Annotated in this window: 11 protein-coding genes and 1 pseudogene; 5 read left to right on the forward strand and 7 right to left on the reverse strand. The window is 68.7% G+C overall.

The genetic code is table 11. From position 1 onward, the window contains the following. Positions 1 to 423 (forward strand): annotated as a pseudogene (locus tag ENSA7_RS23770) (aromatic ring-hydroxylating oxygenase subunit alpha); the annotation flags it as partial. A 215-nt stretch (positions 424 to 638) separates the two neighbouring features. Here the strand turns inward: ENSA7_RS23770 and ENSA7_RS23775 are convergent. Together ENSA7_RS23775 and ENSA7_RS23780 are read right to left on the reverse strand one after the other, a co-directional pair. After that, positions 639 to 1,103, reverse strand: coding sequence for a DUF1353 domain-containing protein (locus tag ENSA7_RS23775; RefSeq protein ID WP_106091626.1), 465 nt, complete (start codon positions 1,101 to 1,103; stop codon positions 639 to 641). Between the two features lie 210 nt (positions 1,104 to 1,313). Then, the gene (locus tag ENSA7_RS23780; protein WP_106091627.1) at positions 1,314 to 2,222 is read right to left on the reverse strand and encodes a LysR family transcriptional regulator; all 909 of its coding nucleotides are present in this window, start codon (positions 2,220 to 2,222) and stop codon (positions 1,314 to 1,316) included. Positions 2,223 to 2,279: 57 nt separating this feature from the next. Between ENSA7_RS23780 and ENSA7_RS23785 the strand changes: the two genes are divergently transcribed. Continuing rightward, complete coding sequence (locus ENSA7_RS23785; RefSeq protein WP_106091628.1) at positions 2,280 to 3,140, forward strand: alpha/beta fold hydrolase; 861 nt, start codon at positions 2,280 to 2,282, stop codon at positions 3,138 to 3,140. Here ENSA7_RS23785 and ENSA7_RS23790 read toward each other — a convergent pair. From ENSA7_RS23790 to ENSA7_RS23810, 5 genes are all read right to left on the reverse strand, one after another. Further along, on the reverse strand, positions 3,126 to 3,938 hold the full coding sequence (locus ENSA7_RS23790; protein ID WP_106091629.1) for a GNAT family N-acetyltransferase: 813 nt from the start codon (positions 3,936 to 3,938) through the stop codon (positions 3,126 to 3,128). The genes ENSA7_RS23785 and ENSA7_RS23790 overlap by 15 nt on opposite strands. Before the next feature lie 40 nt (positions 3,939 to 3,978). Next, a complete protein-coding gene (locus tag ENSA7_RS23795; protein ID WP_106091630.1) occupies positions 3,979 to 4,545 on the reverse strand; it encodes a peroxiredoxin-like family protein in 567 nt (188 codons plus the stop codon). 99 nt (positions 4,546 to 4,644) lie between these two features. Beyond that, positions 4,645 to 5,892 carry a serine/threonine-protein kinase gene (locus ENSA7_RS23800; RefSeq protein WP_106091631.1) on the reverse strand — a complete coding sequence of 416 codons (1,248 nt, stop codon included), beginning with the start codon at positions 5,890 to 5,892 and terminating at the stop codon, positions 4,645 to 4,647. 14 nt (positions 5,893 to 5,906) lie between these two features. Continuing rightward, the gene (locus ENSA7_RS23805) at positions 5,907 to 7,148 is read right to left on the reverse strand and encodes an FHA domain-containing serine/threonine-protein kinase (protein ID WP_106091632.1); all 1,242 of its coding nucleotides are present in this window, start codon (positions 7,146 to 7,148) and stop codon (positions 5,907 to 5,909) included. Positions 7,149 to 7,191: 43 nt separating this feature from the next. After that, positions 7,192 to 8,142 (reverse strand): AraC family transcriptional regulator, encoded by a 951-nt coding sequence (locus tag ENSA7_RS23810; RefSeq protein WP_181234040.1) that lies wholly within the window; start codon positions 8,140 to 8,142, stop codon positions 7,192 to 7,194. 153 nt (positions 8,143 to 8,295) lie between these two features. On the opposite strand from ENSA7_RS23810, the gene ENSA7_RS23815 reads away from it, so the two are divergent. Genes ENSA7_RS23815 through ENSA7_RS23825 form a run of 3 tightly spaced genes read left to right on the forward strand, consistent with a single transcriptional unit; the run spans position 8,296 to position 13,533 of the window. Beyond that, positions 8,296 to 11,319: an aminotransferase class III-fold pyridoxal phosphate-dependent enzyme gene (locus tag ENSA7_RS23815; protein ID WP_181234041.1), complete on the forward strand. Its 3,024-nt coding sequence runs from the start codon at positions 8,296 to 8,298 to the stop codon at positions 11,317 to 11,319. Beyond that, a complete protein-coding gene (locus ENSA7_RS23820; RefSeq protein WP_106091635.1) occupies positions 11,306 to 12,307 on the forward strand; it encodes a hypothetical protein in 1,002 nt (333 codons plus the stop codon). The genes ENSA7_RS23815 and ENSA7_RS23820 overlap by 14 nt, the downstream gene beginning before the upstream one ends. Further along, positions 12,304 to 13,533, forward strand: a complete 1,230-nt coding sequence (locus ENSA7_RS23825; protein ID WP_106091636.1) for an aminotransferase class III-fold pyridoxal phosphate-dependent enzyme — start codon at positions 12,304 to 12,306, stop codon at positions 13,531 to 13,533. The genes ENSA7_RS23820 and ENSA7_RS23825 overlap by 4 nt, the downstream gene beginning before the upstream one ends. The last annotated feature ends 215 nt before the right edge of the window (positions 13,534 to 13,748 follow it).

Consider the following 13,748-nt stretch of genomic DNA (forward strand, 5'->3'; position numbering starts at 1 on the left):
GTGGGTCGGCTGCTCGCGCCGGGGGGGGGCGTGGTGGAGCACTTTGATCGGTTCGTGCTGCCGAGCATTACCGAGGTTGAGTATCGGCTGGGTGATCGTAGCCATATTTGTACGGTTAGCGCGCTGACGCCGATCACCGACACTCGGACTCGGCTGACGGCGGTGATCAGCTTTCGGTTGCCGTTGCCTTCGGTGGTGGTCTCGCCCGTGCTTGGGCCGCTGGCGCGGGCGATCTTCAAGCAGGACGCGCGGGTGTTGGAGCGACAGGCGCGGAATGTGGCGGTGTTTGGGGGGGAGAGCTTTGCGTCGAGTGAGGTTGATGCGCTGGGGCCTCAGATCATGAGGTTGCTGCGGAACGCTGAGCGGGGGGATCGGGCCGAGCTGGCGGAGCCGCATGAGCATCGGTTTTTCATGTCGGTCTAGTGGTGGCTGGACTGATGGAGCTGTCGCTGTTTTTCTGTTCACGCTGAACGGATATGGATGTACAGGACCTTCGGGCAGGGGGCAGCTTCCGCGCTAAATAGGCCACCTGTTCAGTCTGAACACATGTATAGTTCCGGGCCGCTAGCAGGTATCTGAACGTTGTTAAAGAAGGTCAAACTATACAAACAAGCAGGTACAGGACCTTCGGGCAGGGGTCAGCCGCCGGGGGCGACGATCAGTGGCGGTCCCGGGCGCGGATTCGTGTGGCTCGCGCCAAAGTGCTTCACAGCCCAGTAGACCCGCGCCGCCCGCAGCTTGCTCATGCCGTCCTCGCAGCACATCCGCTCGAGCAGCCGGTCCGCGTCATCGCGGTGACTCCGGGGCAGCAAGTTCTCGCGCATGAGCTGATACAGCGCGTCATGAACCAGCGACCCACGCATGAAGTCCAGCGTATCCCGGGTCGGCCCGCTCGGTCCGTCCCACGCGTACTGGGCCTTGATGTAGATGCGCCCGTCGGCGTCGAGCACCACGTAGTCGTCCGCGACCGCCAGCCGCCGCGGCGGCACGATCCCGGTGTCGACGTCATAAGGCCGGTGGAGCTTGTACTTGTACCGACGGTGATGCTCGGGCTTTCTCAGATCCCACAGGTGAATGGCATTTATCCGACGCTGACTGGCCATGGCCCCGAGTCTAATACGTCCGCGTGATTCGTGGATAGCTCGATCTGTCATCAGCTCGGGTCAGGCTTCTGACCCGCTTGCAAGAGCTGTTATCAGCTCGGGTCAGGCTTCTGACCCGCTTGCAGGCGGCATTCGTAGACTGGTTCAGCGTGGGCAGCGGGCTGTTTCAGCTCGGGTCAGGCTTCTGATCCGCTTGCAGGCAGCGAACTGTCACCGCGCCTCGCGGGCCACGCTGATCAGCTGCTCGCGCAACCACGCGTGGCCAGGGTCGCTGCGATGCAGCTCATGCCACCCTAGGTGCAGCACGACGGGGGGCAGCTCGATCGGCGGCTCGAGCACGCGCAGCGGATGGACCTCGACAAACCGGGCCGCGATCCGCGACGGCAAGGTCGCCACGCGCTGGGTCCCAACCAGCAAGTACGGCACGCTCGAGAACGTCGGCACTTGCACGCTCACCCGTCGGCTCAGCCCCTGCTCGGCGAGCGTGCGATCCACGACGCCGCCCGGTCGCTCGCCCGGGGCGACCAACACATGTTCGAGCTTCACGTAGCGCGACAGCGACAGCCGACGACTCGCGTGCTCCGCCCAGACCACACAGGAGTAGGTGTCCTCGTGGAGCGGCGTCCAGACCACCCCCGCGGCGCTGCGAAACCGCGGCGAGACGTACAGATCCAGGCTCCCCGCCTCGAGCTCGCGCCGGCTCTGGACCGACAGCTGCCGCACGACCACGTCGACCCCCGGCGCTCGCTCGGCCAGGCCCCCCATCCACGGCCCGAGCAGCGTCAGCTGGCTGTAGTCCATGGCCGCGATCTGAAAGCTCCGCTGCGCGGTCAGGGGATCAAAGCGCGCGCGCGGCTCGAGCAGCCCGCCGAGATCGCCCAGCGCTCGGCGCAGCGGGGCGGCCAGCTCGCGCGCGCGGCGAGTTGGACGCATGCCCCGCCCGGTGCGCACGAACAGCTCGTCGTCAAACAGCTCGCGCAGCTTGGCCAGCGAGCGACTGACCGCCGACTGACTCAGTCGCAGGCGCCGTGCAGCCGCGCTCACGCTCTCCTCGGTGAGCAACAGATCGAGGATCACGAGCAGGTTGAGGTCGATCTGGGTGAGTTGCGTCTGAGTCATGGTCACTATGATAGTAATGCATTGGACGCACGACGCGTCGGCGCCAGACTCGGGGACATGCCCAACACCCTCTCGCTGATTCGCACCGCCAACGGATTGCTCTCACCGGTGGTCCCCCGGGTCTCGGCCAGGATCGCCGCGCACTTGTTCACGACCCCGCGGCGCCACGCGCCTCCGGTGCGCGAGTTGATCAGCGAGCAACAGGGCGAGCGGCTGACCATCGCTGGCGGACCCGACTTCGAGCAGCTCTCGGCGCTGCGCTTTGGTCGGGGCCCGCGGATCCTCGCGATCCACGGCTGGGAGGGGCGGGCGACCCAGTGGGGCCCGCTCGCCGAGCAGCTCGATCGCGCGGGCTTCGAGCTGGTCGCGATCGACGGGCCAGCCCACGGGCAGTCGCCGGGTCGCCACGCACACCCGATCGCGTTCGCCAACGCGCTGCTCGCCGCGGATCGGCAGCTCGGTCCGTTCGCCGCGGTAATCGGACACTCGATGGGCGTGCCTGCGGTCGCGGTCGCGCTCAGTCGCGGGCTTCGGGCCGAGCAGGCCGTGCTGATCGCGGGCCCCTCCAACGTCGAGGGCGTACTCGGTCGGTTCGCGGCGATGTTGGGTCTGGCTCCGGCGGCGACGCGGCAGTTCGAGACCCGCATCCAGGGCATCGTCGGCGCGCCAGCCGAGCAGCTCTCGATCGCCACGCTCGGTCGGCAGCTGCGTCAGCCGGCGTTGGTGATTCACAGCAAGGACGATCGGGAGATCCCGTTCGCCGACGCGCTGGACCACGCTCGACACTGGCAAAACGCGACGCTGCACGCCGTCAATGGGCTGGGCCATCGTCGGATCGTCCGCGACGAGGGCGTGATCGAGGCGATCGTCGCCACGGTCGCGGCGGCCCAGCGGGTTCGCAGCTCAGCGCGCTGCTGATCCGTCCTCGAAGATCTCCACCCACCGCGAGCGCATCAGGCCCATGCGCAAGATGTCCAGGCGCTCCGCCGCGCCCTGCAGCTCCTGCAAGAACACGCCCTCCAGCGCAAACCCAAACTGACTGTTCAAGTTCAGGTTCCGCACGTTGACATCAGTTGAATAGATATAGACCTTCTCGTACGCCAAGATCTTGAACGCGTAATACAAGAACGCAAACGTCGCCCGCTTGCCGATCCCCATGCCCTGCAGCTCGCGGTGACCCACGAGCTTGCGCATCTCGAGCCGCCGCGCGTGCTCGTCGAGGTTCTCGGCGCCAATGATCCCGACCGGCTCGCCCTCGTACTCGATACAAAAGTACCGACACGCCGCGCTGGCAAAGTGAGCCGCGAGCCGCTCGGTCCCCGCGGGTCCGTCGGGGCCTGCCGTGGTCGTGGGGTAGGGCGTCACAAAGCTCGATCGAACCCCCGGCTCGGCCAACCACTCGCTGACGCGATCGAGCAGGCCGTCGTCGAGCGGGCGCAGCACCACGCTGCGATCGACCTGCAGCAGCTGCTCGTCGGCCCAGCGATCGCTGATGTTGCTGACGTCGAAGATCCGGCTGTAGAAGTGGTCCTGCTTGCTGGGTTGGTTCTCCTGGTGCGACACGTGGCCGAGCAGGTGCGTGGCGATCGTCACGATGTCGCCCTTGGGCACGCCATAGTTGACCAGCTCGTTGAAGAAGCCCTTGGTCACCAGCTTGAGCATCTGCTCTTGCTGGCGCCGCTCGACGTGCTCGAGATCCGATTTGTCCGTGGTCATGGTCCCCCCGCAGCGGAGCCACGATAACACCCCCGGTCTCTCAGTCGTGCGCGGTGACGCGCTTGGCGAGGGCGAGCAGCGTGTCGACCGGCGCGTTGTCGTGATAGTCGTCGTTGACCCACGCGTAGTGCAGCACGCCGCCGGGCCCGATCACATGGGTGGCCCCAAACTTGAATGGATTGGGCCCGGTCTTGCCCTGGCGCGCGCCGTAGATCCTGGCCTTCAGCGCCGCCCACAAGACCCTGGGTCGGAGGATGCCAAACCACTGGCCCTGCTTGACGCGGATGACCTCGTGGCTGGCCATGGTCTTGTCGACCAGCACCAGGTAGGGGATTTTTCGCTCGGCCACGAACTCGCGCGCGTACTGGCGGCCCCCGGTGCCAATCGCGATCAGCCGCGCGCCTGTAGCCTCGAAGTCGCCGTAGAAGTCCCGCAGCGCGCCGGCGTAGTGGCGGCACAAAATGCACCCGAAGTGACGCAGGTGGATGAGCACGACCGGACGCTCGGACCAGAGCTCGCCGAGCGTGTAGGTGTTGTCGTCCGCGTCGACCAGCGTGATGCTGGCCAGCGCGCTGGGCACCTCGGGCCTGCGGTCGACCTCCGCCACGAGCGCACGCTAGCACGCGGTGTCCGGCGAGCGACAGATGCCAGAGTTTGCGGTCCGCCGGTCAGCGAGGGGCCTAAATCAAAGGCCTGAATCAAGCGCCTAAATCACAGGATAGTGCAGGCGCATGGACAGCGCCCCAAGCTCGATCGACACCCCGTCGTCGAGCTGCACGGGCTCGGTGATGGCTCGGCCGCCAACCCGACACAGCCCCGCTTCGACCGGCGTGAGCACAGCTGGAGCCCCCGGCCCGAGCCAGTCGAGCTTGGCCACGATCCGCGCCTCGCCCCACGCTGCCCCGCCGCCGATCCCGGCCAGCGCGACGGTGCCGGTCTGCTCGCCGATCGTGTGACTGCCCGGTACGATGATCTCGCTGCTGCGCTCGAGATCGAGGGTCGCGGCGACCGGCAGCTCGTACTCGTTGTGAAGGATCTCGGCCAGCATCCGCGCTGCGACGCCGCCGGTCGCGGGTCGCTGCTCGGGGTCCTTGGCCAACATGGCGTGGACGACGGCGCGGGCGTCGTCGCTGAGCATGCGCCCCTGCGGGTGCTCCTGAATCGGGACCAGGTCCTTCTTGACGTGGGCCCCCAACCACCGGATCGGCTTTTGTGACAAGCGCAGGACCACGCTGGCCCAGGGCTCGTCGGGGAAGTAGGGCACGCGCCCGGTCAGCAGCTCGTAGAGCACCACGCCGAGGCTGTAGACGTCGCTCGCGGGGGTCAGGATCCCGGACTCGACCTGCTCGGGCTGGGCGTAGTGCGGGGTGCCGATCAGCATGTGGCCGATGGTGGCCTGCTCGCCCACGGTCACGCTGGGATCCCAGGCCCGCGCGAGCCCAAAGTCGATGACCTTGAGCTGCTCGGTGCGGCGCGTGGCCCCAGCGCGGCGCCGACAGATCCACAGGTTCTCGGGCTTGACGTCGCGGTGCACGATGCCCTGTCGGTGCGCCTCGTCGAGACCGACGCAGGCCTGGTAGATCAGGCCAAGCGCGCGCTCGGGCAACATGGGCTCGTCGAAGTCGTGCAGCTGCAGCAGCGTGCTGCCGTCGAGCAGCTCCATGACCATGTACCAGCGCTCGTCGGAGCCCATCCCGTGATCGAGGATGTGGACGACGTTGGGGTTGTGCAGCGACTGCAGCGCCCGGATCTCACGCAGCGCCCGGATCGCGGTGGTCTCCGAGCTGAGCGGCACCCGCGAGATCTTGAGCGCGATCACTCGATCGCCGTAGCTGGGGTGCTGGGCCGCGAACACCCGCGCGTAGCTGCCCCGACCGAGCACGGCGAGGATCTCGAAGTCGTCGTAGCGGTCCCCGGCGCGGAGCTCGAGCTCTTCAATGATCACTTGAGCCATGGCGGGGAATTCGATCAGTCAGTCAGGTGAGCGGGCGTCGGGGGATAGTCGAGCCCCATGCGCGTGCCGGCCACGTCGAAGTAGGTGCCCGGCACCAGCAGCACCGGACGCTCGAGCAGGTGGCCGTTGACCCACACGGTCCCGTGTGGCTCGGTCGGAGATAGCACAGCGTGGTGGCCAGGCCCGAGCCAGCGCAGCGTGGCGTGGACCCGGGCCGGCCCGCCGGCGGGGATCTCGATCGCGCAAGCCTTGGTGTTGCCGAGCTCGTAGCCGCCGGGGATCAACAGCTGGCTGGGGTTGGACCCGTCGGGCCGGGCGGTGCGGAGCAGCGTGGCGACCGGCGTGGCGTAGATCGTGTGCAGGATCCAGGCGAGGTGCTCGGCCGCGACCCCACCTCGGGCGGGCCGATGCTCGGGCTGCTTGGCCAGCATCCAGTGCAGCGTGGCGCGGACCGGCTCGGGCAGCTGCTGGCCGATCGGGTAGTGATCGATCGGGACCAGCTCGCGCTTGACATGGGCCGCCAGCCAACCGAGTGGATCATCGCGCAGACGCTCGCGCGCGTGGTCGAGCGGCTCATCGGCGAACAGGTGACTGTGCGCGCACAGCAGCTCGTAGAGGATCGTGCCGAGGCTGTAGATGTCGCTGGCGGGGACCAGCACACCAGACGCGACCTGCTCCGGCTGGGCGTAGTGCGGGGTGCCGATCAGCATGTGACCGACGGTGGCGTCGGTGCCCATGGTCGAGCCGGGGTCCCACGCGCGGGCGAGCCCGAAGTCGATGACCTTGCAGGTGTGCGTGCCCGCGCTGATCCACATGTTCTCGGGCTTGAGATCGCGGTGCACGATGCCCATCTCGTGGGCCTCGTCGAGCCCGACGCAGGCCTCGTAGATCATGCGGATCGCCCGGGCGGGGTGCATGGGCTCGGCGAAGTCATAGTGGTCGAGCAGGGTCTGACCCTCGAGCAGCTCCATGACCATGAACCACCGCTCGTCCTCGCCCATGCCGTTGTCGAGGATGTGCACGACGTAGGGATTGCGCAGGTTCTGGAGGATCCTGATCTCGCGCAGCGCCCGGATCGCCATGGCCTCCTCGGTGATCGGCGTGCGCGACAGCTTGAGCGCGATCGGTTCCGGGAACTGCGGCGAGCGGGCCGCGAACACCCGGGCGAAGCCGCCGCGACCAAGGACCTTCAGGATCTCGAATTCACCGTAGCGATCGCCCGGTTGCAGCTCGAGTTCGTCGATGATCGCGTTCATCACACAGACGCAGGGCGCCTGCGCGACAATACCCCAGCTCCGATCAGATCGGCCCCAGCTTTTGATATTCGCTGGGTGTCATGCCCATGTGCCGCGCGAACGCCCGCGAGAACGAGGGGTGATCCGCAAACCCGACGCTGAGCGCGACCTCGAGGATTGGGAGCTCGGTGGTCCGCAGCTTCCGCGCGGCGTGGCACAGCCGCAGGGTCCGCAGATACGCCCCGGGCGTCATCCCAACCACCTGCGAGAACTGCCGCAAGAAGTGGTACTTCGACAGGCCCGCGACCTCCGCGAGCTCGTCGAGGGTCACGTTCGCCGCGCCCTCGCTGGTCTCGAGGTTGCGGATGAACTCGACCGAGCGGGCGATCTTGCGGTGGCCGACGCGGTTGGTCGAGCGCAACATCGGCTGGCGAAGATTGGAGAATTCCTCGAACGCGAGCAGCACGACCTCGTGCAGGGCCGAGTCGATCGAGAGATCGGGCGGAGCCGCTGGCGCGGGCGCGTGCACGTGCGCGGTGGCGTCGTCGGGCAGCTCGATCTCGGGATCCGCCGGGGTGCCCGGGTGAGGGTACAGGCGGCTGCCGTGGTGCTCGCGGACCAGGCCCAGCAAGTCCACGAGCCGGGCGATCAGCTCGGCGTGGGGGCCGGCCTTGATCACGGTGAACTCGGGCGTGGCGGTGGGCGCCCCGAGCTCGGCGGCGAGCTGCTCGACGACCTCACGGTCGACGTACAGGCTGAGGTACTCGAGCTCCTGGTTGCCGGTCTGGTTGCCGGTGTGAACCTGCTGCGGGTTGATGAGCACGACCTCACCCGCGGAGAAGCGCTCGGTCTTGCCGCTGACCTGGCACTCTTCTTCGCCCTGGAGCTGCGCGCAGATCAGGTACTCGTCGTGAAAGTGAGGGCTCAGCGGCAGCGCCGAGTTTGGCCCCCACGCGTGGTAGAGCGTGAACCCGGCGCCACCATAGAACGCAGCGCGAAGGTCGAGGCGGGACATCGACCCTACCTTTACCCAAATCGCGGGCAGCGACCAGATGGTCCAACCGCCCCACCGTCGGAGCCCACCAGACCCGCGATGTCCGCGCGAATTCGGCAAGACGCCGCAATCGGCGACATGTCCGTGGCTGCGGCGCCCTCGTACACTTGGGGCGTGAGCCGAGATCCCCAGCATTCCCGCGCGCTCGAGTTGCTCGAAATCCTCCACCGCGAGGAGTCCCCAGCGCCGGGGGCACCGGTCCGGCGCGAGACCTCTCGCGTGCGAATTCCCAAGCAAGGGGCGCTGCCGCAGTCGGCGGCGTGGCTCGAGCGGCTGTACCACGGCGAGCTGGTCCCGCGTGAGCGCAAGCCCCAGGTCATCGACACGCGCCGCAGCTGCGGACCCTACATGGTGTCGGTCGACGAGCCACCCATGGTCCTGCTCGACGCGTGCAGTCAGATCGCGACCTTGAACGAGGGCTTCGCGAATCCGGGTATCTTGCAGGGCCTGCACGAAGGTCGGTTTGACCGCTGCTTGTGGGCCAACCCCGACAACACCATCGCAGCCGTGCCGGAGCTCGACGAGTACGCGGCGTTCTTGCTGGGCCAGGCCCCCGCCGGGCTCGCCCACGCGAGCTTCGTGTGCGCGGGCGGGGCCGAGGCCAACGAGAAGGCCCTGCGCCTCGCACGGCTGCACGGGCCCGACCCCGCCCGGCGCCGGGTGTTGGCGTTCGACGGCTCGTTTCATGGCCGGACCCTGGTGACCCTCGGCGCGACCTCCAACCCGGCCAAGCGCAAAGGGGTGGACATGCCCGGGTTCGAGGCGGTGTTTTGTCCGCGGGATCTCAGCGCGCTCGAGGCCACGCTGCGCGAGCGCGGCGACGAGCTCTACGCGGTCATCGTCGAGCCAATGATGGCCGAGGGCGGCGACATCCACCTCACCCGCGAGTTCTTGCTGGGGGTCCGCGAGCTCAGCCGCGCCCACGGCTTGCCGCTGATCGTCGACGAGGTCCAGACCGGGTTCGGGACCTCTGGCTCGTTCTTTTGGTGGACGAAGCTGGGGCTCGGCGACAGCCCCGAGACCGCGCCCGATCTGCTGACCTGCGCCAAGAAGGCCGGGCTCGGCGTGGTGTTGTCGCGCTGGGCCGACGAAGAGCCGGCGCCGGTCAACGTCGCCTCGGCGCTGCGTGGGTTGATCCAGGCCGAGACCGCGCACCTGCAGGCCGCGCTCGAGGCCCCGATCCGCGAGCGACTGCACCTGCTGGTCGCCGAGTTCCCCGGCCTCGTCAGCGAGCCGCGCGTGGCGGGGACGGCGTTCGCGTTCGACCTGCCCTCGGCCCGCGAGCGCGACGCGTTCATCAACCAACGGTTCGCGCGGGGCTTCATGACCTACCACGCGGGCGAGCAGACCATCCGGTTTCGGCTGGGCGCGTGCTGGGAGCTGGCCCACCTCGACGATCTGTTCGCGCGGGTCTCGACGGCGCTGCGTCGGCTCGACGATCCCACCGCGCAGACCTGCGCGCGCGAGGGCGCCCCGCATCGGCGCACACGGTGGTTCGAGATCCGCGAGATCAGCGAGGACGACTGGGCCGAGGTCATGGCCCTCGAGCAGCGCGCGTACGAGCCCGAGCGCAGCGACAGCGAGGAGTTCCTGCGCGAGACCGCGGCCGCTGGCGTCGCTTTGGTCGCGCGCGACGTCGAGACCGGCGAGCTGCTGGGGTTCGTGTTCGCGGCGCCGCTCGAGCACTATCCCGACGTCTCGGGTCCCGACGGCGATCGGTTTCGCGGGGTCGGTCACACCCTCTATGCAGCGGATCTGACCGTGTCCGATCAGGCCCGCGGCAACGGGGTCGGGCGCGCGCTCAAGACCGAGCAGATCCGCTGGGCCCGGGCGAATGGCTACACCTTCGTCTCGGGTCGCAATCGCGTGGGGCTGACCACGAGCATGGCCGGGCTCGCGCGATCACTCGGGGCCTACACGGCCAAGGTGCTCGACAACCAATACGGCGGCGACGCCCAGGCCGAGTACTACCGGATCCCGTTGCGCAGCCCGGCGCCGCTTGAGCAGCAGGGTCCACACGGGCATGATCTCGCGAGCGGAGTCCAGGCGCCGTTTGGCCCGCGGCCCGCGTTCATGGCCACGCGGGAGCTGGTCGGGCCGACCGCCTCGCGCCTGAACCTGAGCAACTGGGCCACGCCGGACTCGATTCAGTTCATCGAGCACCTGCGGGCGATCTTGCCGCGCGGCACCGGGCATCTCTACACGACGAGCTCGCGCGACGAGCTGCTCGACAAGTCGCTGCGCTGCATCAAGATGACCCGGCCCGCGGCCACGATCGCGGTCGGCTTCGAGGGCGGGTACCTCGGCCACACCACCGCCTCCGCCCGCTCGTTGAGTGATCCCGCTGGGTTTGGCCCCGGGTTTGCGATGTTCGACTGGCCGTTGCTCCCACACCCGGCCGACGTCGGCGCGGAGGCTTGCGTCGCGGCTCTGGCTGCGCTGATCGAGGCGCACGGCGCCGACGCGGTGATCGGCTTGTTCGTCGAGGTCGTCGGTGAGCGATCGGGCAAGGTCCTGAGCAGCGCGGCCGCGCTGGCGCTGAGCAAGCTGTGCTCGGCCCACGGGATCCCGCTGGCGGTGGTCGAGACCGCGTCGGGTGGGTACCGGAGCGGGGCAGGGGCGTGGGGCCTCGACGGGCTCGACCCCAGCTTCTGTCCCAACCTGGTGCTCTGGTACCCGGGCGGGCAGCTCGGACAGATCTTCATCGACTCGCGCTGGTGGGTCGGGACCCCGCTGATGTTGATCAGCACCTGGGACGGCGACGAGCTCTCGCAGATCCGCACCCACGAGCACCTGCGCGCGGCGCATCGGCTCGAGCTCGGACCTGCGATCAACGCCCTGGACGATCTCGTGCGCGAGGCCGCGACCGCGGCTGGCGACGGGGCTCGCGTGGGCGGGCAGGGGCTGTACCGCACGCTCTCGCTCGCGGGCGCCGAGCAGGCCGAGACGGTCCAGGCGAGGTGTCGCGCCAAGGGCCTGCTGCTTGCACGGGGGCTGCCCGACACGCTGTGCTTCGTGCCCGCGCTCGACATTGCGCCAGCCGCGTTGCGCGGTCCGGTGCGGACGATCTTGCTCGACGCGATCGGCGCGGGATCTGGGCTCGACCTGGGAGCTCGCGAGCGGCATGAGTACGCGTGAGCCCGAGCCCGGTGGCGCCGATCCAGCGCTGATCCGCGAGCTCCTCGAGGGCCGCGCCGAGCTGCTCGCGCGCGCGGGTGTCGAGCTCGCCGCGCTGCAGGTCCACGCCGACCGCCTGCTCGCGCACGCGCCGGATGAGGCCGCCCAGCTCAGCGCGGTGGCGGCCGCGTGCGACCGGCCGCTGTCTGAATTGCTGCTGCTCGATGGCGGCCTGGTCGAGCTGCTGACCGGCGCCGAGGTCGAGCGCTCGCTCGGGCTCTACGTCGACGGACCCAACGGCCCAGTGCTGGCGGGCGCGTGGGCGATGTCGCCGCTCGAGGCCGAGCACGTGGCGCTGCGACAGGTGTCGGTTGGCTCTGCATCATCGCGCTTGGCGTGGGTCTACGGGTTGCCGGGGAGTCTCGGGCTCGCGGGGATCTCGGCGTCGGGACACGCGGTGCTGGGCAACGTGCTGCGACCCGAGCGCTGCGGGCCTGGGATCATCGGCTCGGCGCTGCTGCGGCGGTTGCTGGCCGCGCCGCGGCTCGAGCAAGCCTGCGCCCAGATCGCTGCGACGGACCTGGCCGATGGGCGCAACTGGATGCTGGCCGACGGCCCCAGCTTCTTTGGCTATGAGCAGCTCGGCGCCGAGCGGATCCTGACTCGGATCGGCCGTAAGACCGGTCACGTGCACGCCAACCATTGCTTTGATCCTTCGCTGCGCCAGCGCGAGGCCCGGCCCCGCAGCCCTCGCAGCTTTCGTCGGCTCGAGCTGGCCTCCACCATGTACGTCCAGCGGCGCCCCGACACCGCGGCGTCGGTCCTGGCGTTCTTCGCCGAGGTCGAGGCCGCCGCGTTCCCCCGGGCTGACTTGCGCGCGAACAGCATGTGGGCCGCCGAGCTCGGCACTGGTCGTGCGCTGTGGCGCCGCGGCGCGGCCGACACGATCCACGAGACCCGCTTCGAGACCCCGCTGCTCGTCGACAAGACGAGCGAGGAGCCATCATGAACCTGACCCAGCGACAGCGAGCGCACCTGTTCTTCACCTGGTCGGCCCAAGACCGCGCACGCACGATGGAGATCATCAACGCCGATCGAGCCAGGTTCGAGGTCGCTGGCAAGGGCTGGGTGTGGGATCTCGAGAGCCAGGTCTACAACGTCAACGTCGGTCACAAGCACCCGCACGTGCAGGCGCGGATGATCGAGCAGATCGGCGAGCTGCCAGCGTGTGCGCCCAACGGCGTGCTGAAGATCCGCGCGACCTTGGGTGAGCTGCTCGCGGAGCACACGGGCATGGCCAAGGCGTTCTTGACCACCGGCGGGGCCGAGGCGGTCGAGAACGCGATCAAGATCGCCCGGCTCGCGACCGGTCGGACCAAGGTGATCGCGCGGCGCAGCTCGTACCACGGCGCGACCCTGGCGGTGCTCGAGATCGCTGGTGATCCACGCAAGCAGCCGTTCGCCGCGACCATGCGCGCGCCGCTGCATATCGAAGATCCACACCCGGCTCGCGCGCCCACGGCTAGGCGCGCGTCGGACTGGCTCGAGAGCTTGCACGAGCTGCTCGCGCGCGAGGGCGCCGAGACCATCGCGGCGATCCTGCTCGAGGGCTTCACCGGCACCAACGGCATGCAGCACCCACCCAACGACTTTTGGCCGGGGGTGCGGGCGGTCTGCGATGCGCACGGGATCCTGCTGATCGACGATGAGATCTTCTCTGGCTTTGGCCGGACCGGGCGGTGGTTCGCCCGCGATCGCTGGGGCGTCGAGGTCGACATGATGACGATCGGCAAGGGGCTGACCTCCGGGTACGCGCCGCTGGCTGGGGTGATGGTCAGCGACGCGCTGGCCCAGCGGTTTGACGATGAGGTGCTGTGGTGCGGGCTGACCCACTACGCGCACCCGGTCAGCTGCGCGGCCGCGGTCGGGAGCGTGGAGGTGCTGGCGAGCGAGCAGCTGCCCGAGAACGCCGAGCGGGTCGGGCAGGTGTTCGAGCGGCGGTTTGCCGAGATGATCGAGCGGCACGCGTGCGTGGTCGGGCAGCGTGGGTTTGGGTTGATGCGGGCGCTGGAGCTGGATCGCGGCGCCGAGGCTGTGGTTGCGAAGGCTTGGGAACTGGGGGTGTTCTTGCCTTCGCGTGGGGGGATGATCTGGGTGTGTCCGCCGCTGTGCCTGCGGGGGGATGAGGCGGAGACGATCGCGGATCTGATCGAGGCTGCGATTGTTGGGGCTTGAGGTTTTGTGTTCGCGGTGGTCTGTGGGTCCGACGTGGCAACGCGCACGGGCTGGACGAGGTCCCAGCCCGAAGATTGGCTGAAGATCGTGGGCCGATTCCTCTCGGGTTAATGTGGACTTCGGGAGGGCCGGGGCTTCGCTGGGACTTTCCGCCGCGCCAGAACGTTCGGGCTGGGACCTCGTCCGGCCTTTGTGCGCTCCTCGGTTTGCCGCGA

The organism is Enhygromyxa salina, from assembly GCF_002994635.1.
GTDB lineage: Bacteria > Myxococcota_A > Polyangia > Nannocystales > Nannocystaceae > Plesiocystis > Plesiocystis salina_B.